Origin of the sequence: Hahella sp. NBU794 (genome assembly GCF_050749805.1) — a bacterium.
In the GTDB taxonomy this organism is placed as follows: Bacteria; Pseudomonadota; Gammaproteobacteria; order Pseudomonadales; family Oleiphilaceae; genus Hahella.
Window position 1 is genome coordinate 4,393,709 of the sequence record NZ_CP192738.1, and the last position, 21,260, is coordinate 4,414,968.

The 21,260-nt window shown below is 54.4% G+C and carries 18 protein-coding genes; 8 read left to right on the plus strand and 10 right to left on the minus strand.

Features of this window, described 5'->3' with window-relative positions:
• Positions 1–11: 11 nt before the first annotated feature.
• Genes ACQYWX_RS19105 through ACQYWX_RS19115 form a run of 3 tightly spaced genes read right to left on the minus strand, consistent with a single transcriptional unit; the run spans position 12 to position 5,757 of the window.
• Positions 12–3,197, minus strand: coding sequence for an efflux RND transporter permease subunit (locus ACQYWX_RS19105; protein WP_431685974.1), 3,186 nt, complete (start codon positions 3,195–3,197; stop codon positions 12–14).
• Entirely contained in the window at positions 3,194–4,396 is a 1,203-nt protein-coding gene (locus ACQYWX_RS19110; protein WP_431685975.1) for an efflux RND transporter periplasmic adaptor subunit, read from the minus strand. Before ACQYWX_RS19110 ends, ACQYWX_RS19105 begins: the two co-directional genes overlap by 4 nt.
• Positions 4,393–5,757 (minus strand): TolC family protein, encoded by a 1,365-nt coding sequence (locus ACQYWX_RS19115; protein WP_431685976.1) that lies wholly within the window; start codon positions 5,755–5,757, stop codon positions 4,393–4,395. Before ACQYWX_RS19115 ends, ACQYWX_RS19110 begins: the two co-directional genes overlap by 4 nt.
• Before the next feature lie 178 nt (positions 5,758–5,935).
• On the opposite strand from ACQYWX_RS19115, the gene ACQYWX_RS19120 reads away from it, so the two are divergent.
• The 6 genes from ACQYWX_RS19120 (at position 5,936) to ACQYWX_RS19145 (ending at position 11,433) form a co-directional block, all read left to right on the plus strand.
• On the plus strand, positions 5,936–6,778 hold the full coding sequence (locus tag ACQYWX_RS19120; protein WP_431685977.1) for an ADP-ribosylglycohydrolase family protein: 843 nt from the start codon (positions 5,936–5,938) through the stop codon (positions 6,776–6,778).
• A gap of 229 nt (positions 6,779–7,007) precedes the next feature.
• Positions 7,008–7,949, plus strand: coding sequence for a hypothetical protein (locus ACQYWX_RS19125; protein WP_431685978.1), 942 nt, complete (start codon positions 7,008–7,010; stop codon positions 7,947–7,949).
• A gap of 251 nt (positions 7,950–8,200) precedes the next feature.
• Positions 8,201–8,593 carry a hypothetical protein gene (locus tag ACQYWX_RS19130; protein WP_431685979.1) on the plus strand — a complete coding sequence of 131 codons (393 nt, stop codon included), beginning with the start codon at positions 8,201–8,203 and terminating at the stop codon, positions 8,591–8,593.
• Positions 8,590–8,997 (plus strand): hypothetical protein, encoded by a 408-nt coding sequence (locus ACQYWX_RS19135; RefSeq protein WP_431685980.1) that lies wholly within the window; start codon positions 8,590–8,592, stop codon positions 8,995–8,997. Before ACQYWX_RS19130 ends, ACQYWX_RS19135 begins: the two co-directional genes overlap by 4 nt.
• 204 nt (positions 8,998–9,201) lie before the next feature.
• A protein-coding gene (locus tag ACQYWX_RS19140; RefSeq protein ID WP_431685671.1) for an IS3 family transposase occupies positions 9,202–10,361 on the plus strand; the annotation gives its coding sequence in 2 pieces (ribosomal slippage) (positions 9,202–9,466 and positions 9,466–10,361; 1,161 coding nt in all).
• Between the two features lie 676 nt (positions 10,362–11,037).
• Positions 11,038–11,433 (plus strand): hypothetical protein, encoded by a 396-nt coding sequence (locus ACQYWX_RS19145; RefSeq protein WP_431685981.1) that lies wholly within the window; start codon positions 11,038–11,040, stop codon positions 11,431–11,433.
• Between the two features lie 15 nt (positions 11,434–11,448).
• On the opposite strand, the gene ACQYWX_RS19150 is transcribed toward ACQYWX_RS19145, so the two are convergent.
• Together ACQYWX_RS19150 and ACQYWX_RS19155 are read right to left on the minus strand one after the other, a co-directional pair.
• Positions 11,449–12,213 (minus strand): Hpt domain-containing protein, encoded by a 765-nt coding sequence (locus ACQYWX_RS19150; protein ID WP_431685982.1) that lies wholly within the window; start codon positions 12,211–12,213, stop codon positions 11,449–11,451.
• A 126-nt stretch (positions 12,214–12,339) separates the two neighbouring features.
• Positions 12,340–13,011 carry a hypothetical protein gene (locus ACQYWX_RS19155; RefSeq protein WP_431685983.1) on the minus strand — a complete coding sequence of 224 codons (672 nt, stop codon included), beginning with the start codon at positions 13,009–13,011 and terminating at the stop codon, positions 12,340–12,342.
• A 106-nt stretch (positions 13,012–13,117) separates the two neighbouring features.
• On the opposite strand from ACQYWX_RS19155, the gene ACQYWX_RS19160 reads away from it, so the two are divergent.
• Complete coding sequence (locus ACQYWX_RS19160; protein ID WP_431685984.1) at positions 13,118–14,095, plus strand: GGDEF domain-containing protein; 978 nt, start codon at positions 13,118–13,120, stop codon at positions 14,093–14,095.
• 32 nt (positions 14,096–14,127) lie between these two features.
• Here ACQYWX_RS19160 and ACQYWX_RS19165 read toward each other — a convergent pair whose 3' ends face one another.
• The 3 genes from ACQYWX_RS19165 to ACQYWX_RS19175 form a co-directional block, all read right to left on the minus strand.
• On the minus strand, positions 14,128–15,504 hold the full coding sequence (locus ACQYWX_RS19165) for a patatin-like phospholipase family protein (protein WP_279507516.1): 1,377 nt from the start codon (positions 15,502–15,504) through the stop codon (positions 14,128–14,130).
• A gap of 181 nt (positions 15,505–15,685) precedes the next feature.
• A complete protein-coding gene (locus tag ACQYWX_RS19170) occupies positions 15,686–16,282 on the minus strand; it encodes a DJ-1/PfpI family protein (RefSeq protein WP_431685985.1) in 597 nt (198 codons plus the stop codon).
• 57 nt (positions 16,283–16,339) lie between these two features.
• A complete protein-coding gene (locus ACQYWX_RS19175) occupies positions 16,340–16,771 on the minus strand; it encodes a CAP domain-containing protein (protein ID WP_431685986.1) in 432 nt (143 codons plus the stop codon).
• Positions 16,772–16,912: 141 nt separating this feature from the next.
• On the opposite strand from ACQYWX_RS19175, the gene malZ reads away from it, so the two are divergent.
• Positions 16,913–18,721, plus strand: coding sequence for a maltodextrin glucosidase (gene malZ / locus ACQYWX_RS19180; RefSeq protein ID WP_431685987.1), 1,809 nt, complete (start codon positions 16,913–16,915; stop codon positions 18,719–18,721).
• 55 nt (positions 18,722–18,776) lie between these two features.
• Here the strand turns inward: malZ and ACQYWX_RS19185 are convergent, their stop codons facing one another.
• Together ACQYWX_RS19185 and ACQYWX_RS19190 are read right to left on the minus strand one after the other, a co-directional pair.
• On the minus strand, positions 18,777–19,196 hold the full coding sequence (locus ACQYWX_RS19185; RefSeq protein ID WP_216740313.1) for a hypothetical protein: 420 nt from the start codon (positions 19,194–19,196) through the stop codon (positions 18,777–18,779).
• 219 nt (positions 19,197–19,415) lie between these two features.
• Positions 19,416–21,149, minus strand: coding sequence for a carbohydrate-binding module family 20 domain-containing protein (locus ACQYWX_RS19190; protein WP_431685988.1), 1,734 nt, complete (start codon positions 21,147–21,149; stop codon positions 19,416–19,418).
• Positions 21,150–21,260 lie beyond the last annotated feature (111 nt).

The window sequence follows — 21,260 nt, forward strand, 5'->3', positions numbered from 1 at the left end:
TTTTCCCATCATCAAACCGCTTCATCGGGCGCGCCCAAAACCGTACTGGCCGCGCCGTTGTCGCCCGCCTCATGGCGTCGTCCGCCAATCAGGCTGCGCATATCCTCACTGATAGCCAGCAATACCGGGATCAACACCAAAGTGATGACCGTTGCGAAAAGTATACCGTATCCCAGCGCCACCGCCGCCGGGATGAGGAATTGCGCCTGTACGGACGTTTCATATATCAATGGGGCCAGTCCCACGAAAGTGGTGCTGGAAGTCAGCAAGATGGCGCGCAAACGGCTGGCGCAGGCGTGCTTCACCGCCTCTTTGACCGCCATTCCGCTCTGGCGCGCTTCATTGAATTCCGCCACGATCAGTAAACTGTCGTTCACCACGACGCCGGATAACGCCAACACGCCGAACAGGGACAGTAGACTCATAGAGATGCCCACCATCCAATGACCCAGAATCGCTCCCACCACGCCAAACGGAATGGCGGTCATGATGATCAAGGGCTGCCCGTATGAGCGCAGGGGAATCGCCAGCAGCGCATAAATGCCGAACAACGCCAGGGCGAACGCCTTGATGAAGGAGGCGCTGGTTTCCGCCTGTTCCGTCGCTTCGCCGCCGAAATTGACCGTCAGGCCCGGGTAATCCAGTTGCAGTTTACGCAGCTCGCCGCTCTGCAACGCCGTGAGAATTTCCTGAGGCGAGGTAATGTTTTTGTCTACATCCGCCGTCACCACCGCCACCTGCTTGCGGTCCACCCGGGTGATTTCGTTGGCGACATAGGAAGACTCCAGTTTCGCCACGCTCAGCAGCGGCAGCACGCGTCCGTCATCAGTGCGCACGCGGGCGTTGACCAGATCGTCCACATGACTGCGATCACTGGAGGGATAACGAATCTTCACTTTCACTTCGTCCTTGCCCCGTTGAAAGCTCTGCGCTTCATACCCCTGAAAGTTCTGCTGCACCTGGGCGGACAACTGCGCCGTAGTCAATCCCAGCGCGCGCCCGGAATCAGTCAGCGACAGCGTAATCTGCGGCTGACCGACCTTGAGGGTGCTCTCCATATTCTCCACCCCGGCGTATTCTTGCAGCGCGGCGATCAGTCTGTCGTTGGCCAGGGTCAGGGTTTGGTTGTCATTGGAAGCCAGCTCAACGCGCAGGTCTTCCGGTCCATCAAACGCAGTGATGAACTTCACTGACCGCGCGCCCTCTACTGCGCCGACTTTCTTCTGCCACAGGGTCGCCACTTCGTCGATGCTCAGTGCACGCTGCTTCTGCTCCGCCAGTTCCGCGGTGATGGACACGTCAGTTTCCGACGCCACCCTCACTTGCAGGTTGGCGATGATTGGCGTTTCCATCTGCTTCGACTCGATTAACTCAGCGTTCAGATCCTGCGCCGCCTGCTCGATACGCAGCGCCTCGCGCTGGGTCAGGCCGTATCCGACATCGTCCTGCATGGTCAATTGCACGTTGATGACATCTCCCGGCACATTGGGGAAGAACACGAAGCGCACCGCGCCGGAGGGTATCAGCCCCGCGACGACGATAAACAACGCCAGCATCGCCGCCAGCGTGGCGTAACGGTATTCCAAAAGCACATGCAAGGCGCGGCGATAGTAGCGATGGGTGAAGTGCTCCAGGCCCGATCGTACTTTCTCCTGCACCGCCTCCAGCCAGCGCGCGGCGAAGTGCTTACGTCCCTGCTGTTTCTTTTCCCACACATGGGCCAAGTGAGCCGGCAAAATCAGCTTGGACTCAATCAGAGAAAACACCAGACAGAAGATCACCACGATGCCGAACTGGGCGAACAGCTGCCCCATCTTGCCTTCCACCAGTTGCAGGCCGGCGAACGCCACGATCGTAGTCAACACGCCAAAGGTGGCGGGAACCAACACCCGCTGTACGCCACGGATGGTGCTGGCTACATTGGCGCCGCGCAGGCTTTGCTCGGTATGAATGCTTTCGCCAATCACCACCGCATCATCCACCACGATACCCAGCGCCATGATGAAACCAAAGGTCGTAAGCGAGTTGATAGTCATGGCGGACAGACCGTCCCCCATCAAAAATACGGCGCCGGCAATGGAAATCGGAATGCCAGCGGCGACCCACAGGGCCACACGGAAGTTCAAAAACAACGCCAGCAGAACCAGCACTAGCAGAATGCCCTGGAAGCTGTTTTTGTACATCAGGTTCAAACGATCAGCGATGGCGCTGCTTTTGTCATACCAGGTTGCGCTGGAAACGCCTTGCGGCAGGTTTTCACGAAACGCTTCGGTAATCTGTTCCGCACGCTCAGAGACTTTCATGATGTCGGAATCGCCGATCATCTCCACTTTCAGTGCGATAGAGGGCTCGCCGTTGAAACGGGACAGCACCGGCGTATCGTCATAGGCGTCATTGATCTGAGCGACGTCCCCCAGAGTGACGCGCGCGCCATTGAGCTGCTCCTTCACCACGATGCTTTCAAAGTCGCGGCGGCGGTATTTCTGATCATCGGCCTTGATGACCATATAACCGTCCGCGCTGCGTAATTCGCCACCGCTGCGAATCAGTGAAGAGCCGTTGATGGCGGCGGCCACATCGGAGAGCGTCAGACCATAGGCCTGCAACCGGCTTTCACTGATCTCGACAGTAATTTCCGGCGTGCGATCGCCATAGGTGGTCACGCGCTTGATTTCCGCATCCGCGAGCAGTTCATCGCGCAGCTGCTCCGCCAGATCCTGCAGCACGTCCTGGTCCGCATCGCCATAAAGCTGCGCCCAAATGGCGTGATCCACATGCTCCGCCTGGCTGATGACCGGCTTTTCCGCCGCCTCCGGCAGATTCTTGATGGCGTCCACGCGGATTTTGACGTCCTGATTGAGCTTATCGAGGTCGTAGTCGCTCTCTTTCTCAATCGTCACCGTCACCGACGAGGTGGAGGATTTACTGGTGATCTGCTTGATGCCCTGCACGCTCTGCAAGGCTTCTTCGATCTTGATGGCGACGCCCTCTTCCGCTGCTTTGGCGGAGCCGCTTGAGTAGCTGACGCTGACGGTGACTTCATCCGGCGGCAAGGAGGGAAAGCCTTCCTTGCGCAATTCAAATGCGGTCACTACGCCAGCCAGCAGAATCACCGCCATCAGCAAGTTGGCGGCAACGGGATTGCGCACGAACCAGGCGACCCAACCCCCGCCCGCGTTAAACTGTTTGGAACTCATTGCGCCGTCTCCCGCACAGGGTGAACCTGCGCGCCCGGCGCGTAGCCGGCCAAAGGATTACGCACCACCGCCAGGGTGGCGGCGCTTTCCGCTTTCACATAGATAGAATCTTCGCCAGTGAACAGAATGCCCGGCGTTTCCCGCGCCAGCTTGTCGTCCTGATCCACGTACCACAGATAGCCGCCTGCGGTCACCGCAGACGCCGGCACTTTCAACACGTTGTCCATATCGGCGCCGCGAATCTCCGCTTCCACAAACGCGCCTGGCAGCAATGCAGTTTCCTGCTGCAACGGCTGCTTGACCTCCACCAGCAGCCCCCGCAGACGTGTGGAGGCGTCGATATAATTATCCAGCCCCACCACCTGGGCGCTCCAGGCGGCGCCGTCCTCTTCGATGGAGCGCAGGGTGACTGTTTCCGGCAAGTCTTGCTGCAGCATTCCCCACTGGTGCTGGGTCAGGGACAGGCGCACCTGTACCGCCTCGACGGAATACAGGGTTCCGGCTTCCGCGCCTACGTTGACATAATCCCCCAAAGCGACGCTACGGCTGACCACCACGCCGTCGAATGGCGCAATGACCCGGGTGCGCGCCAGATTCTTACTCGCCTGCTCCACCGCCGCCTGAGAGGCTTCGAACCTGGCTTTGGCGCTGGCCAGTTGCGGTTTATGCAAGGTTAAGTCCGACGCCGGCGTTTTAATGCCGGAACGCTTCCAGTCTCTTTCCGCCTGCTCGGCCTCGCGCTGCTCCTGCTGCAACGCGTAATCGGCTTCGGCGAGCGTCTGCCTGGCGCTGGCGAGCGCTGCGCGATAATCGGTGGCGTCGATAACGAACAGTAATTCCCCTTTGGTGACGTGCGCTCCTGCGGTGAATACCTTTCCCACTTCAGTCACTTTGCCGGCCACATCCGCTTTTAGCTTCAGCTCATATTCCGGCGTCGCTTCCCCGTTCAACCTGAGCTGGTAGGGATAAGCGCCAGGGGTGCTTTCAATCACCGTCACCGCGGGCAGACTCTGATGCTTTTCGCTCTGCATCGGCGCCGGCTTGTTGTTGATGGCGTAGGCGGTCGCCCACAGCGCCAGTGGAATCGTCGTCAGCGCCAGCAGAGACACCCAGGCTTTTCTGCGTCGGCGAGCTTTGGCGTCAGCATTTGCAGCGCTACGCGCCGCGTCTTCGGGAGAGGGTTTTACGATGGCGTTCATAATGTCAGTCCAAGGGCCAGGCCCAGTGTAATTCGGTTACTCATACGGTCGCGGCGCGTTTCCAGCAGCTGGGTCTGGGCGTCGAACAGGCTGCGCTGCGCCTGCAGAAGATCAGTGATGTCCGCCAGCCCCTGGGAGTACAACTCCTGATAGTGGCTAAGGCTGGATTCGGCGTGCTCCCTGGCGCTTTGATAGTGAGTTTGCTGCGCGCTCAAGCGACGTTCGCTTTCCAATGCGCTTTCCACTTCATTGAGAGCGTTCAGCAGGGTGTCCCGATAGTTCCACCAAGCCCGCTCCGCCACACTGGCCTGTGCGTCTGCATTAGCTTTGATTTTTCCTCCGTTAAACAAAGGCGCCGTCATTGAGCCAAGCAGGCTCCAGGCCGGACTTTGCTGGAACAGGTCGCTCACGCGTTCTCCACTGTCGGATAAAGAAGCGGACAGGGAAAAACCAGGCAGCAAGTTCTTGTAGGCTGCGCTGGCGCGAGCGTCTTCCGCCAGAATTCGACGATAGGCGGCCTGCAAATCCGGCCGCGCGCCAATCACCTGCATAGGCGTATCCGCCTGAGGCAACGTCACCTCCGGCAGGATTTCCGCGGTTTGATTCGGCGTTTGCGGTAATCTTCCCAACAGCACATTCAGCGTACGCAGGCGGTCATGATAGGTTTGGCTCAGTTGTTCCAGCTGAGCTTTGGCGTTGGCGGTGGATAAACGCGCCGCATCCAGATCGGCGAGGTCGCCAAGTCCGCTCTGAAACCGCTCCAGAATGGTGGTTTCGGTGAGTTGCAGGCTGTCTATACGCGCCTGCTGAATAGCCAGCCGGCTCTGATCAGCGGACAAGGCAATCCAGGTTTGCATTACCTGCGCCGCCAGGGAGGCTTTAGCGGCGTTCAAGTCTTCTTCCGCGGCGGCATAGTCTTCGCGCGCAGCGTTGCTTTGATCGCTGAGGCGCCCCCAGATATCCAGTTCCCAGGACAAGTTCAAGCCGGCCGAGTAGGTGCTGTGGGCGTCCACCTCGTCGCTTCCAGAACGCTCGCCTTTGGCGCTGGCGGACACTTCGGGTATGCGGGAAGCGTTCTGCGCCGTCAGACTGAACCCGCTTTCACGCAAGCGCAACGCCGTCTGACGCAAGTCAGGATTGGCCTGCATAGCCTCTTGCAACAGGCCTTGTAATTGCGCGTCGGCAATCAGGTCTGTCAGACTCTCCAGCGAGACGCCCTCACCCAGCGCCTGATCCCAGGCGGCGGGCGTTTCTATATTTTCCAGGTTGCCTGCCTGCTTAACCGGCGTCAAACTGCAGGCGGTCAACGACAGCAGCAGCGCTGGAATAATGCATCGTTTGAATTGAAGTACTACGGACAATTTCGTCAACCCCGATATGATTGATACGACAATGGCGACATCCTATCGGGAAACGGGTTAACGGCCGGTTAACGCTGGCGTGGATACCGCAGAAATAGCGGATGCGCCGCCAAAGCCGATCAGATTCATCGTTGCAGCGACTGATCAAGCCTTTTTCGAATTAGCAGAAGGATTCAACATGTTATTAGAACTCGCTATCGGCGACGCTTACGGCGCTGGTTTCGAATACGCTTCCAACAAGATTGTGCGCGAGAACAACTTCGGCGAGCAGTACATCCAACACCAGCGACACACCACTATTCTGCCGGGCCAGTACACCGACGACGCTCAAATGGCGATCGCCGTGGCGGAGGCCCTGATCGCCGAACAGCACTGGAACGAGACTATTCTCGCTGGCTACTTTCTTAACGCTTTCAAGCGTGATCAGAGGGAGGGCTACGCCAAAGGCTTCTATGATTTTCTCTGTAGCGTAGAGACGGCGGAGGAGTTCCTGGAGCGCATCAAACCCGACAGCGAGAAAAGTGGAGCCGCCATGCGCGCCAGTCCCATCGGCGTCCTGGCGGATGAGAAGCAAGTCATCGAATATTGCGCGCTACAGGCGAAAGTCACCCATAACACCCCGCTCGGCGTAAACGCCGCCCTCGCCGCCGCTTTGATGACGCACTATTTCATTTACGACCTCGGCCCGAAACAGGACCTTGGCGAATACATCGCCTCCAAAGTCCCCGGCGACTGGAATGTCCCCTGGAAAGGTAAAGTCGGCGCCTTGGGCGTGGATTCCACTCGCGCCGCCATCACGGCGGTCATAGCGGAAAACGACCTCAAGTCCATTCTGCTTAAATGCATCGCTTACACGGGGGATACGGACACCGTCGCCACTATCGCCCTGGCTGCAGCCGCGTGCTCGAAAGAAGTAGACAAAAACCTTTCACAGTCGCTTTACGACAACTTGGAAAGAGGCGCATACGGCTATGATTACATCGCAACGCTGGATAATAAGCTGATGGCGCGGGTGAAATAAAAGTCGCTTACGCCTGACCGAACACTCAGGCGTAAGCCTAACGAATTATTATGTGACGCACGGCGGCTTTTCGTTATTTTTTCATTGCATATCAATCGCTTGAGAAGCATAAATGTCGGCTCACAAGAAACGGATAAAGTGTAACGGAGTACGCGCCAAAGATTGCCTCTCCCTGCCCTTCATACTGTTTCAAACAATCTCAAATGTACACAGTAAGTGGTAACAGGACATGCCAGTCTTTGCATATCAGTCGTTAAACTCCAACGCCAGTAGCGACCATGGCGTCAGCGCATCAAACTCGCAACACTTTACACGGATGACTCACGATCATTCCGCTACTAATCATCAGGGCCCCTGGCTGCTGGTGCCGCCGACGAATCCCAACGTCGAACCGCATGAACTGCTTCATGGCCCTTCCCAGATGATTTCTACGGCGTCAGCAGGGAAAATGAATAAAGGACAGCACGATAACGCTTCCTTTCGGAGCCTGGTGGAAGGCAAGGCGCGCTTGAATCATCAACATTTAGGCCAAGCTTTCGGACAGAGTTGCGACCTGATGGTTTTTGGCGAATTGAACAGCGAGCATGCAGAATGGGCCACACTGAAAAATAGCGCCGGCCCGATATTCAAAACGTCGACGCCCGCCAAAGCATGTAACTGCTTCAGTGTGCACGCCACCAATAACAGCCAGCATCGCTTCGTGGGCGACGGCCAGGGTTGGATCGCCATAAAGAGCTACGGCGTCCTGGCGGTCTTCGTACACGTTCCCAACTCAGTCGCCAAATCAGCAGACGCAGCCAAGGTATTTTACGGCGCCATTCGCAACCAATTACTGCAAAGCAACGCAGGGGTTATCGACATCATCATGGGCGACACCAACCAGGGAAGTAACGACTTTACCCACACCGTAGTCAGCGAAGCCCTGGGACAAACCTTCGCTGATGCGCACACAGGCCCATCGATACAACCCTTCGACGCTCACAATAGAGAGTTTCAAGGCACCAACAGCACAGGAACCAAAAAATACGACGTGGCGGTTTACAATACCCAATCAGTTAGAGTCAATCGCCTGATCTACCTTTCTCAGTTCGCTCCCACCAGCCACCAAAGCTGGGAAGCCGTAGCCATCACCGACCATATGGGTATCGGTGTAGAGGTGGAGCGGATATAGAACCTTTATTAAGCAACTGAGCAAATAGCAGGTGCGAGGGGCTGCTCAAGTCCCTTGTCCCTTGTCCCTTGTCCCTTGTCTTCGATTTTTCAGGCTAGACTCTACGCTCTATTCTTTTAGCTAACCAATTTATGTAGCCTGAAAATGCCGCATGAAAACACCCTATAGTTGGAAGACCATTTATAGTTTTGACAACTGTAACAGCTTCATAAAACAGCAATAGATCGCGACTCTTCCTATCAAGCGCCGCCATGAAAAAACTTCTCTTTATTTTATACTCCATGACTGCATACGGATGTTGCTTCGATGGTCAACTTCAGCATGACAGCTTTGTCCCTGCAGACTTAGTCGTAATCAATAAAACAGATTACCGGGTTAATATAAGACTTCTATATAACTTCGACACCGAAGTCGCAGGTTTTTCCATACCTGGACAATCCCTACGCCCAAATGAAGAAACGGATACCATCAATATCACCAGGCGAGGTTACGAGGCCATTTCGGATCAGTACTTTTTCATAAGCGGATCTTGTGGCGAATTTGACAATGATGAAGCGCCAGGGAATCGTTTCAGAGTCGAAGCGTCAGCTGAGAAGGAATATGCACTGGTCGTAATAGATAGCTGCGAGTCATTTTCAAAATGAGAAAATTAGCTCTAATCAGTATGTTCCCCATCGCTTTGTTTGGCTGCTGCACTGGCGAATCATACATACACAGCGGCTTATTCCCTGCTAACGTAATAATTAGAAACAGCACAAATAACAAGGTATATATCAATAGCTTTTTTGCGTCAGAAGATGCAGATGCCGCTTTTTCAGTTGGAAGTATGACTTTATCTCCCGGCGAAGAGTCAAAAATAATACAAATGACGGTCACTTCCTATGACGCCATTATGGCGAAGAAGTTTTACATCGTAGGCGCTTGCGGAAGCGCAGAGAAACAGCCAGCCCCAGGCGTAAACTTCAGGCTTGAGCAATCAGAAAAATACTGGCTGGCCACAATAATCATTGATGATTGCAGCTATTTTCACCCACAGGAAAATTTATAAGGAAGCCACATGAAAACCTCGGTAATAAGCCTGCTTTTTCTTTTATCGACAGGTATCACAGGTTGCTGCACAACTTATATTCCGGACGTAGATATCCCTTTAACAGCTGAGCTTACATTGAGAAACGTATCTGACCGTGTAGTGGTCTAATAGTCCCGGACACATTAATAAGAGACAATACCCGTCAACGATTAAGGTGTCAGCATGAGTCAGAAAAAGTCGTATAAGCAGTATACAAAAGAGTTTAAAGAAGAGGCCGTTTCCTTGGTGCGCGACCAAGGTTATTCCGTCCCAGAAGCGGCTAAATCCCTCGGCATTAGCGCCAATATGCTCTACAAGTGGAAGGAAAAGATTGAAGCTCAGCTTGAAAATCAGGTTCTGGCTGAAGACGAGCGCGCCGAGTTAAAACGGCTTCGCAAAGAAAACAAAGAGCTGCGCATGGAAAAGGAAATTCTAAAAAAGGCTTCGGCCTTCTTCGCGAAAGAAATGAAATAAAGTTCGCCTTCATTCAGGCAGAGTCGAATCGCTTCCCTGTGAAAGTGCTTTGCCGGGCTCTGCGTGCAAGTCGATCAGCATTCTATGCCTGGCGACGGCGCTCCGCGCCGGTGATCCGGTTTGATGAGCTGCATCTGCATCGGCGAATGAAGCGACTGTTTAACGCTTCTCGAAGCAGTCTGGGCAGTCGAGAGATGATGAAGAAGCTACGCGAAGAAGGCTTTCAGGTGGGACGCTACCGGGTTCGCAAGCTCATGAGGCGGCTTGGTCTTCAGGTCACGCAACGCGTTGCTTACAAAGCCACTACAAGGCGCAAACACCATCATGCGGTGGCGGATAACTTGTTGAATCAGAATTTTAATCCTACCGCGCCCAATCAGGTTTGGGCTGGCGACGTGACCTATCTGAAAACAGGAGAAGGCTGGATATATCTGGCCATTGTCATGGATTTATATTCCCGAAGGATCGTCGGGTGGCGCATCGATAAGCGCATGACAACGAGCCTGGTCAGCCAGGCGCTGATCAAGGCCTACAATTTGCGGAAGCCGCCCAAGGGCCTGGTATTCCATAGTGACCGGGGCTCTCAGTACACCAGCGGACATTATCGAAAACTGCTGGAAAAGTATGAAATCAGGGCAAGTATGGGCGATGTAGGAGCCTGTTGGGACAATGCGGTGGTTGAACGCTTTTTTGGTAGCCTTAAGCATGACTGGATATTAAAAATCCCCCAGCCCACCCGGGAACACATGAAGCAGGATGTCGCAGCCTACATGAGGTATTACAACCTCGAAAGACTGCATACGGCGAACAATGATATGTCGCCGGTTAATTATGAAAACTCTCTAAAGAAAGTGTCCGGTGGGATTTGACCAGAACACCGTTCTCTGATCATCACAAAACTGCAGTCAAAGGAAGGTAAGCAGCGTATTTTTTCCTTCCCACCGACTCAACTGGCCTCAGGAAAGACAGTTTCGTTTCCAGTGTCGGAGAAGACATATTCGCTTGTCAAAGCTGGGGATTTCGAAGTTAGCTATCAATGCTCCATGGCGGAAAGATATTTTGGAAAAGAGTCTGTATCAGTTACCTCCGATGATACCGCCGCCTTACAAAGTGTGGAGATAGAGTTCAGCCAATGCGCCACGGAGGGTGAGTGAGCAGGGGTTTTCTCTTACTCTTACCTATTCTCCTCGGCGGCTGTTGCCTTGATGGCCCGTATCAATACAACAGCTTTGTTCCTGTGGATCTGGTCGTCAAAAACCAAACAGACCAAGACGTATATATCAGAACTGTCTATAACTTTGATACCAGAGTCGCAGGTTTTACAACCAGAAGCATGTCCTTAAGCCCAGGGGAGCTGTCTGAAACTGCAAATGTCGCCGTAAACAGCTTTGACGCCATTGTGTCTGACCAATATTTTGTTAGCGGCGTATGTGGCGAGTTTGATAACAGTCAGGCTCCTGGGAGCCGATTCCGGGTCGAAGCTTCAACTAAGCCAACGTATCGGCTATTAATCGTCATTGATAACTGCGACGCGTTTAAGTAAATATGAGACTGACTAACACCGCCTTATTCTTCATTACGACCATTACGCTGTCGGGATGCTGCAATTACCAACGGCCAAATATTAATATTCCGCTTTCTGAAACGATTGAAATAAGTAACCCATCAATCCTGCCGCTGACCATTCTGGAAATTCGAAGTACGCCGGATAGCCCTTACAGATTTAAGTTTCCTCGGGTATCAGTGGAAGCTGGTGGTCGTATTAGTTACCAGATTACAGAAGAGTCCTACTTGGGATTTAGTCAGGGGGAGTTTACTGTAAGGGCTCAATGTGGCGAGTCTGAAACGGTGTTCGGAAAAGAGCGGTTTAAAACAGACGCCAAGGCGCTGAATGAGCACCAGCCTATCTCGGTTACGTTGCTAAACTGCCCAGACGGCTGATTGCAGGTCGAAAAATCACAACGACAGCGCTTTCCGCACCGCTGACAATAAGTTTTCCGGCAGTTCTTTATTTTTGGAGAGGATGGCGTCGAATTGGGTTTCTTCCGTTTTGAGGCCCTGGCGGCTGGTGATGAGTATGGCGGGGATTTTGTGGTTGCGGGTTTGCGATGCCCGTAAAGCGGCGACGACCGCAAGGCTGTTGAGTTCTTTGAGTTCGCCGCCAGCGATAATGAAATCGAAGTGTTCTCGCAGCAGGCGTCCCAATGCGCTCAAGCCGTTCTGCTCCCATACCAGGCGCACCGGAAGAGGCTCCAGCGCTTGCTGGTAGTAACTGGCCAGTGTTTGTGAAGACTCCGCCAGTAAGCCGGATTTGCGTTTTTCCAGCACCCGGTGGTTCAGATGCTCCAGCTCACTTTCGATGTCTGACTGCTGCATGAGTTCGCTGCGGTGAACCACGCTGACCCGGCGCAGCAGATCAAGATAAGCCAGTGCATTGTTGGCGGAGCTGGCGTCCAGAGCGGCGTTGGCGCCCAGCTCGGCAAGAAAGCTTTCCAATTGGTGGCAAATGGTGGTCACCACATTCAGGCCATGAGTGCCCCCCGCCCCTTTCACATTATGGATACCGCGATAAAGTTCGTTGAACACTTCCTTATTCGCGCCATCTCTTTCCAGCGTCAGAATCAACTCTTCCAGCTTATTGCAACGCTCATCCAGCTCCTGCAGGAAACGTTCCCGCATATTCGCCAGAATAGAGGCGAAGGTCTCGGTATCCATTGCCATCCAGACCACCTTCTTTCAATAGCATTCACCAATGCTAATTTTAATTGAATGCTATTAATCCTAGCACTTCCAGCGCAGAGTTATTGTAAAGATTGCGATATCGGAATTTCGCGCCGGACAATGTGTTTATATTTGCTCAGGCGGAACGCTGCGCATCAGTGTTTGCAACTGTCTTCTCCAGTTTATGGCGATGTCTGAGGCGGGAGACCGCTCAAGGCGCTCCAAGTCTTGTTTGAGCTCAATAAGCCTCGTTTGATGCAATACATCCGCCTCGGCGTCAACTTCTTCCAGCAAACTCCATAGCGCCAGGAAACTCTTTACCAAGTTGAGAGAACCCACCAGCTTGCGTCGCTCGGTATTAAGCTCCAAACCAGTGTTGACCAATCTCGTATTGGACAACCTTTGGGCGGCGTTGCCAGCAAAGTTCCTATCGACCATGGACACTGTAGCGGCGATCTGCGGAGCCGCCCAGGATTGTCCGGCTAGCAACTCCCATAGGGATTCGACCAGAGTGTCGTTGCGAGGCAAATAGCACATCGCCAAACAGCCCACGATGTGGGGGCGCCAATTACATACGCTGAACAGTACTTTTATGTCCTCTTCGGGATTCTCTGCGTCTGCCAGTACTTGCTTAACGTTGCGCATTTCTTCCTCTGCGGCGCCCATACAGGGAGTATTTAACATCAGCAAATAGTTGATTCGAGATACTACCGTCTCACGGCCATCAACCTCATGCTTATAGAAAAATATCGTCTGACACAGTTTTTCATCATCGGGATTTAGAGGTACTTGCTTCATCTTCCAGGGCGTCTATCCATAAATCAGAACCGGAAATTTTAATAGCGCCCCACTGGGATTACATCTATTCTTAATATGTTCATTCCCGGACGGATAGGACGCCGCCATGTCGACAGAGGATTTGCAGAAAGCATTCCAGCTCTCTGCTGAGTTGTTGCAAAACCAGTCTTATCACGATTTAACACAGAATCTGATCAGCCTCCTGCGTAGCATCGAAGGTGTTGATGAGGTTTCCGCTTACGAGATATTCAGCGCCGCGCCGCCGGCCTCCCATAGTTCAAACCAGCGCAAAGAGATGCTGGTCCGACGCTTTCCCCTTATCAGCAACGATGATTTCGACAATCAAAACGTAGACGTACTCAAAAAGATAGCCGCTGAGTCTCGCGGCGGCGTGGGATATTGGGTGGGAAGCGCCGCGCCGACGATTTACTACGACGTCGCCAGCGTCTTGGAGCCCCGCAGGATAATCCTGATAAAAGGCGCGGTCAGCACTTATGACTTTGAAGTAATACGAGGCTTATTCGGCGTATACAGCAACCAGGTGGCGTTGCTCGACGCCAGAGAAAGAGACCCGCTCACCCGCTTGCTAAACCGGCAAACCATGGACAGAACACTGGAGCAGGTGGTCGACTTCTATCATCTGAAGCAACCTGAGGAAGCAACCCAGTCCTCCTGGCTTGCACTACTGGATATCGACCATGCAACCCCCGCCAATGGCAGCAATGGCGATGAGACCCTGCTGCAGATATCGTTACTGTTGAAAAAGGGCTTTCGTTCTTCCGACCTGCTGTTCCGCTTTGATGGTGAGGAATTCGTGGTCATCGTGAATCAGACGGATAAGGAAGGCGTAGAAACCTCTCTGGAGCGCTTTCGCAAAAACGTCGCCTCTCACCCCTTCCCCGCCGGCAAAATCAACGTCAATATCGGCTTCACGCGAGTGACTCCGGAATGCCCGACGCCACTGCTAATTGAAAGCGCGGACCTGGCGTTGTATCAAGCAAAATCCGACGCGGGCGCCGCCATCGTGTACAACGAAGCGCTGCGCCATAAACAAAGTCCGATGGATGACGTGGAGTGTTATTGAGAAAAAGATATCAGCATTTGCGCGGAATAGAATCACTCATCTTCATCAGTTAAATCATCAATCCTGATTTCAATATGCCCGTCCGGCATTTCTGTCGTGAAGTTCTCCAGAAACTCCGAGTACTCCTCTGAATTCCGCAACAAGGAGCGCCCCGCCTGAATCAGAGTGTCGATTTCCCGATTACTCAGTTCCAGTGAGGTCGGCAAACTGTTGAAGAACTCTTTCAACGAAGGCGATGAGAAGGACTGAAAATTGACTTCGATAAAGTAATAGGGAATCCGCCCAAAGCGCTGAAACCCGCGGACGATACGGTCATCCTGATCCTGCAGAATCGCCCGGGTCTCCACGTTATAACGCTGGATTTGCGCATTAGTGACTGCGTCAATGGTGTCCGTAATGGAGGGCTTGTTGGGGCTTTCGTCGATGCCTCGTTTCGGTCGGACTTCCGCATTCACCAGAATCACCGCCACCCGCTTCACTTTCTTGGTGTGATCCTGAGCGGCGTTTTCCAGTTCAGCCAGCTGCAGACCGTCGATCACCCCTCGCAACCCCAGGTTATCCGAAATACCGCCATCCACCAGATGAATATAAGGATGCTGTTTGCTGTCGTTATAGGACAGCAGACCGCTGACCAGTTCCTGTTGGCGAATATCCAGCGGTTTGGATTCATTCAACATTCGGAACATGGCGGACTCGCTCAGGTCGCAGTCGCCGCCGTGGTTTTTCAATACGATGGAAGGAAACGCTACCGGCACCGCCGAGGACGCCGTCACCGCTCGCGCTACATTGAACTTGTTCAGGTCCGAGCACAGCAGATCAAAAGTATCCTGATCAAAGGAGAAACGGTTCCCCTGACTGAGATCCGTCGCGTTGATATTGATGAAAGGACGGCGACTCAAGGGGATATCGGCGAAGGTCCTGCCCCTGAAGATATAGTTGTCATAGTATTCAACCGCCATTTCCGTACGGTCAAAGCGGGTGAACAGCGAACGCCACCAGTATCCCGGGCTCAGTAACTGCCACAGCAATGCGCCCTGCACACTCTGACGGAGAAATACTTTCTCGTAGTCCGAAAACAGCTTGTCGCCGAACAATCCGTAATAGGCCGCGGTGAAACTGCCTCCTGATACGGCGGAGATATAATCCACCTCATCCAGCAAGCGGGTTTTGACGCCATCGATTTCAATGCGTGTGTCCTTCAGCTCCTCCATGACCCCATAGGACAACGCAGAAGCCCGCGTGCCGCCGCCGGAGAAAGCCAGGATCAACAGGGTTTCCCCCAAGTCATTGTCGCGCTGGTAAGTGCGGAAGCTATAGGCGTGGTCGCTGCTGTAGGACTTAATCGGTTCGTTTTGCGGCTTGAACTGGCTCGCACACCCGCTGCATAACGCTGCGAGAAGAATCAACACACTGCTGGATCTGACTAACGAATACATGTCTCTGATTTAAACGCGTTTAATACCAGGGAGCCGCCGTATAACGACCGTTTTTCGCCGCGCCTCGGACTGCCTCAACGCGTGGGTTTTAATGATATAAGTCGGGAACGCCTCACTTAACCCAACGCGCACTATAACCTATTCCACATGGAAATCAGATGAATGCGGCAATCGCCTGGGTCGCCATGTCTACATAAAGCTCCTTTTGTCCCACCGGCGCCGCATAGGCGATCGCATCTCTAGCCGCCTCTTCTCCCAGGCTGCGCCAGATCACCCACATGGCCAGATAGGTGGCGGACAGGCAGCCTCCCGCAGTGGCGATATTTCCCTTGGCGTGAAACGGGGCCTCCACCACCTGGGCGCCCAGACTCTGTAAAACCGGTCCCGTGGTCGCATCCGTACAGACCAGCGTATCCTTCAGCAGTCCCAGGCTATGTAAAAACAAAGCGCCGGAACATTGCGAGCCGATCAGCTGATATTCCGGGTCAAGATGAAACGCCGACATAATGCTGTCATTTTTCACATGCTCGCGGGTTTGTACGCCGCTGCCGAACAACACCGCATCCGCTTCACTGGCGAACATCAGCGGTCGCTGCGCAGTAATCTTGACGCCATTCATCGACAAGGCGTGCATGGAGGGACAGGCCAGTTCCGCCCGCCAGCCCGGCCGCTTCACCCGATTGAGCAGGGTAAGCGCCATAAAGGAGTCCATTTCATTGAATCCGTCGCATGTGACTATGGCTATCTTCATATCGCCCCGCTATTCATGCTCTGTTTATCGATCATGGCGCTTGCTCAACGGGCGCGGTCAACTCGACGACAACGGACGCGCCAGCACCAGCGTCCAATAATTGCTTGCGGGCGCCTTTTCATTGCAGACGCACGCCATTCCCATATCAGTATATTCCAGCGCCATGATATTGCCGCAATGACCCGGACTGCCCAACCAGCCGACGATGACCTCTTCCACCGGAAGGTGGCCAAAAGAAATATTCTCCGCCACCCGCGACCACACATAGCCGTTGCGCGTCGCCCGCTCTCCCACCGGCCAGCCGTCGCCGCCAATGTGGTCGAAAAAGTTGTTCTCCGCCATATCCCGACAATGTTCCTGAGCCGCCTGCGCCAGACTTTCGCTCCAGCAAAGCGGCGGCGCAGCCGAACAAAACGCTTCGCCGCAATAACGGCTTTGCGCTCTGGCGTCGTTGATCAATTGCAGCCAGTGCTGCGCAATTTGGCTCATACCCGGCCTTTGACGAATCCTTCTCTTGGGGGGCGTAGAACGCGCAGGTCGCCGGCTGATGCCAAGCGCGCATTGCGTCACTAGCATACCCAGAACGCCTTCACAAAGCCCGACTAATTTTTAACGCCGGAGTACGCTACGATGCAAACCGATTTCATCGCCCATCACCATCCTCTCACCGATGTCGAGATACTGGAGGACGGACGGCTTCGCATCAGCGTGCGCACAGCGTCAGGCGCAACGATTAACAGCGGCTGGATTCGCTATGAGTTGGACAATGAAGAGTATTTAACTGCCCTGGAGCCAGTGGATACCACCGCGGACGCGCAATACTGGCGGGTTGAAATTCCCATTAATCCTGGCGCTGCAACCACTTATTACCTATTCAAATTTATCTGCGCAGAGCGGCAGTTTTGTCTCGACGCTGGCGGCCTGCATCCTCGAATTCGTTCACGCTCTTTTCACTTCAAACATGTACAGGGCCTACAAACGCCACAATGGGTATGGAATCAGGTTTTCTACCAGGTCTTTCCAGACCGGTTTCGCATCGGCGACGGTGGTTCCGCAGCGATTAACAAAGAACTTAACGCACATGAAGAGCCGACGCCCCTCAGCGACTGGAACGCCAACCCAGATCCATCCAAGGGATCGTCAGAGTTCTTCGGGGGCGATTTGTACGGCGTGGTTGACGCCTTACCCTATTTGCAGGATGAACTGGGCGTCAGCGCGATTTATCTCAACCCGATTTTCGCTTCTCACAGCAACCATCGCTATGACACAGATGATTACAGCCAAGTGGAGCCGCGCCTTGGCGGCGAGCCCGCGCTGCTGCGCCTGCGCAAAGAAACCCAAGCGCGGGATATGCGACTGATACTGGACGCCGTCGTCAACCACACATCCGTCCATCACCCCTGGTTTCAACAGGCGCAGGCGGGCGACGAGCACTACCGCACTTTCTATAATTTTGACTCGGAAGGTAGTTACGCCGCCTGGAAAGGCTTCGAAAGCCTGCCCAAGTTGAATTACGCCAACCCGGAAGTGGCGGCCAGCATGTACTCAGGCGACAACGCCATTCTTCGCCATTGGCTGCGTCCTCCCTACGCCATCGACGGCTGGCGTCTGGACGCCGTACATATGCTGGGAGACGGTCCCAGCGCCCACAATAACGCAACGCATATGCGCGCCATGCGTGAGTGCGTCAAACAGGAAGCGCCGCAGGCTTATCTGCTGGGCGAGCATTTCTTTGAAGCGACGGAGTGGCTGCAAGGCGATCAGGAAGACGGCGCGATGAACTACTACGGTTTCGCCCACCCTCTTCGCGCCTGGTTGGCTGGTCTGGATATTTCCGGACAGCCGGGAGCCATTGACGGGCGCGAGTTCGCCGCCTGGCTGGCGGAGGCGCGCGCGGCGATTCCCTGCCCGATTCAATTGAGCCAGCTTAACTTGCTGGATACCCATGACACGCCCCGTTTTCTCACCCTGCTGCAAGGCGATCGCGACCTGTACAAGTTGGCCTTGGGTCTACTTTTCACCTACAGCGGCGCGCCTTGTCTGTATTACGGCGATGAAATCGGGCTGCCCGGCGGAGGAGACCCGGACTGTCGTCGCCCCTTCCCCTGGGATCGGGAACGTTGGGATATGGACATTCTGAACTGGTGTAAAGCCCTGATCGCCCTGCGAAAAGATACGCCCGCCCTGAGCCGGGGCGGACACCTGGATCTAGGGGCGGATGCAGACAGCTATTGCTTCGCCAGAACGACTCAGGAATGGTCGTTGATCATCGCCGCCAATCGTGGAGACGCCTCTACCACGTCACTGGATACGCGATTGCTGGACGCGCCGGGAAATCGCTGGAGAGATCTGCTCAGCAGAGAGGTTTTCATCACGAATGAGCATAGATTGACGCTTTCCCTGCCTTCCAAGTCCTTGCGCATCCTGGCTCCGGAATAAGCTCACTCACGTATAGGGCCTGTTGAATCCCTGGATTCCAGGCCCTATACGATGATCAGGACAGGCTGTCCGCGGCGATCAAGCCGTCCCAGCAATCAAACAGATACAAGGCCAGATAAATCGGCGATAACGCCCAGATCAATGGATCGTCCCAGAACGGATAAGTGGTTCCCACTGCGGCGATCGCGATGGCCATCAATTCGGTCACACCAAGATACAGTAACGCCTTGGTCAAGTGCGCCAACCAGCGTTGTAGCGGTTTCTCCAACACGGACTTCTGATAAGTGGTCTCGAATATCCCCACAATCGCCGACGCCATCAATAACCCGATGACCGCCAGAATGGCGGACTGATTACCCGCCTCCATATGCTGCATGCTATCCAGGGTAAACAGAATCATCGCCGGCGCAAATACCAACAACAATGCCGCATTTTTCAACGCCAACTCAGTAAGGAATTTTTTCTTGTTCAGCATGACTCATCGCGCATTCGGGGGACGGGTATCCAGATAAATTAACGGGAAAGTATAGAGCAGCTTTCTTTTTGAAACTCAGGAGAAATGCGCGAAGCTACAATCGGATACTCAGAATCTCACCTAAATCGGAAACTCGCCTAAACAAGACCCGGCGAAGCCGGATCTTGTCTTTTCAGTGGCTCACTTTCAATCATGAGTTTTCAATCACGATTTATTCACTCACCAGCCGCCGCGAGTGGCGTTGACCAAGTCACTGTTGAACACCGTATTGCTTCCGGACTGCCACTCAATTCCCGCACCAGCGTTGTTTTCGTCCCGTTTCAGGCATTTCCACTCGACCTGCGTTCCTGCGGGGACGGAAATGACGCCGCTCCATACCGGATAGGCGGATGGGTCGAGCTTGACTGCGCCTGCGGGGCTCCAACCGCCCAGTTCAGGGAGACTGCCTACGGCGTAAACACTCTGTCCCCATTGGGTTTGGCCGTTATCGCAGGTAAAAGAGACATCCACCCTTTGTGACTGACACTGCGGACAATCCGCCACTCTGGCCTCCACATGAATCGCCATGGCGTCGCGGCCGGCGACATTTATGGAAGCATAGCCCGCGTTGTCCACGAAAACCGTGGGTCCAGTGCAGACGCCTTTGACGTAATCGCCATGCAGAATGTCGCAGTATTCTCCCGCCGGCAAACCGGTATTCAGCGAGGCGCTCCACGCCCCGGTGTCATTGTTCAGCGCCACAAATCCGAGCCCGCCGCGTCCAAACGCCAGCCGATTGTCGCCATCGCGGGACACATTGGAAATATAAGCCTTGGCGGCGGTGGCCTGACGGAATTTCGCCATATTTCCAATCCCGCCCCAGCGGTGCTCGCACACCCAGTCCACGCCGCAGGCGCCGCTGGTGTGTGGACCGGAATTAGGCGGCCCCTGATCGTGGTCATTGAAGTAATAGCTGGACATCACTCTGGGATAGCCATAGGGATAAGCGAGCATAAAAATATGGGCGAGATAGTACATGCCCTGCGGATCATTCCAGGTCAGCGCCCATTCCGGGTGCTGGCGTTGATCGTCGTGGTTGGCGACAAACACCATGGCGTCGCTGCTGGCCACGCGGCCGCCCCACTGGGAAAAGTCAGCCAGGTTCGCTATGCGGCCATTACGAAAATGCCAGGCCAGATCTCGCTCCATCTGAAACTCAGTGACATCGGCGATATGGGTGTACATCTCTGGTTGCACCGCCTCTCCTGAGGCTCGGATTACTTCCTGAAAGATATAGGGGGAACCCTGAACGCGACTGAGGATATTCTCAATGTCTGCGGGCGGAATGTGCTTGGCGGCGTCGATACGAAAGCCTTTCACCCCCAGGCTGACCAGGTCGTTCATATAATCCGCGATTTTGCCGCGCACGTAATCGCTTTCGGTCTTCAAATCCTTCAAGCCCACCAGATCGCAGCTCCAGACCTGATTGGCGTCGCCGTAGTTGATGCCGCCGCAGTTCCAGTTATGGAAGTCATTAACGCCATACGGGACGTCAGGAAAGTCGAACCCGGTGGAGGCCATATGATTGATCACCAGGTCCGCATAGACATCCACGCCCACCGCGGCGCACCGTTGCGTCATGGTCTGGAAACGCTCGCGGTCGCCGCTACGACTGTTCAGCACATAGCTGACGGGCTGATAGCGGGTCCACCATTGCGCCCCCCCGATATGAGCTTGCGGTGGAGATACCTGCACTGCAGTAAATCCTTTCGGCCCCAGATACTGTTCGCACTCCTGCGCCACGTCCTCCCAGCTCCATTCGAATAAATGCACCATAACCGAGGCATGACGATTCACTTCGCCATAGCCATTGCCGGCGGCGCACAGCGTACCCGCACAGGCTGCCGCCATTGCTAGCCGCTTCACGCCCTCGCCCAACCTGCTAGCGCCATTCTTGTTATTTACGTTATCCATGACCATGTCAGCTCTCCCGCAAGCTTATTATTGTTAACTCCTTACATGGATGGTCCGTCGGGGTTAAACACCCGCGCGCATCCACGGAGTAACATTAGTCGCGACGACGTG

Bases quoted from the DNA above. Each gene is read 5' to 3' on its own strand.
- ACQYWX_RS19175 (WP_431685986.1), bottom strand. From the start codon at position 16,771: ATGAGCCAAATTGCGCAGCACTGGCTGCAATTGATCAACGACGCCAGA.
- ACQYWX_RS19160 (WP_431685984.1), top strand. From the start codon at position 13,118: ATGTCGACAGAGGATTTGCAGAAAGCATTCCAGCTCTCTGCTGAGTTG.
- ACQYWX_RS19145 (WP_431685981.1), top strand. From the start codon at position 11,038: ATGAGACTGACTAACACCGCCTTATTCTTCATTACGACCATTACGCTG.
- ACQYWX_RS19185 (WP_216740313.1), bottom strand. From the start codon at position 19,196: ATGCTGAACAAGAAAAAATTCCTTACTGAGTTGGCGTTGAAAAATGCG.
- ACQYWX_RS19110 (WP_431685975.1), bottom strand. From the start codon at position 4,396: ATGAACGCCATCGTAAAACCCTCTCCCGAAGACGCGGCGCGTAGCGCT.
- ACQYWX_RS19170 (WP_431685985.1), bottom strand. From the start codon at position 16,282: ATGAAGATAGCCATAGTCACATGCGACGGATTCAATGAAATGGACTCC.
- ACQYWX_RS19155 (WP_431685983.1), bottom strand. From the start codon at position 13,011: ATGAAGCAAGTACCTCTAAATCCCGATGATGAAAAACTGTGTCAGACG.
- ACQYWX_RS19120 (WP_431685977.1), top strand. From the start codon at position 5,936: ATGTTATTAGAACTCGCTATCGGCGACGCTTACGGCGCTGGTTTCGAA.
- ACQYWX_RS19125 (WP_431685978.1), top strand. From the start codon at position 7,008: ATGCCAGTCTTTGCATATCAGTCGTTAAACTCCAACGCCAGTAGCGAC.
- ACQYWX_RS19190 (WP_431685988.1), bottom strand. From the start codon at position 21,149: ATGGATAACGTAAATAACAAGAATGGCGCTAGCAGGTTGGGCGAGGGC.
- ACQYWX_RS19130 (WP_431685979.1), top strand. From the start codon at position 8,201: ATGAAAAAACTTCTCTTTATTTTATACTCCATGACTGCATACGGATGT.
- ACQYWX_RS19105 (WP_431685974.1), bottom strand. From the start codon at position 3,197: ATGAGTTCCAAACAGTTTAACGCGGGCGGGGGTTGGGTCGCCTGGTTC.
- ACQYWX_RS19135 (WP_431685980.1), top strand. From the start codon at position 8,590: ATGAGAAAATTAGCTCTAATCAGTATGTTCCCCATCGCTTTGTTTGGC.
- malZ (WP_431685987.1), top strand. From the start codon at position 16,913: ATGCAAACCGATTTCATCGCCCATCACCATCCTCTCACCGATGTCGAG.
- ACQYWX_RS19150 (WP_431685982.1), bottom strand. From the start codon at position 12,213: ATGGCAATGGATACCGAGACCTTCGCCTCTATTCTGGCGAATATGCGG.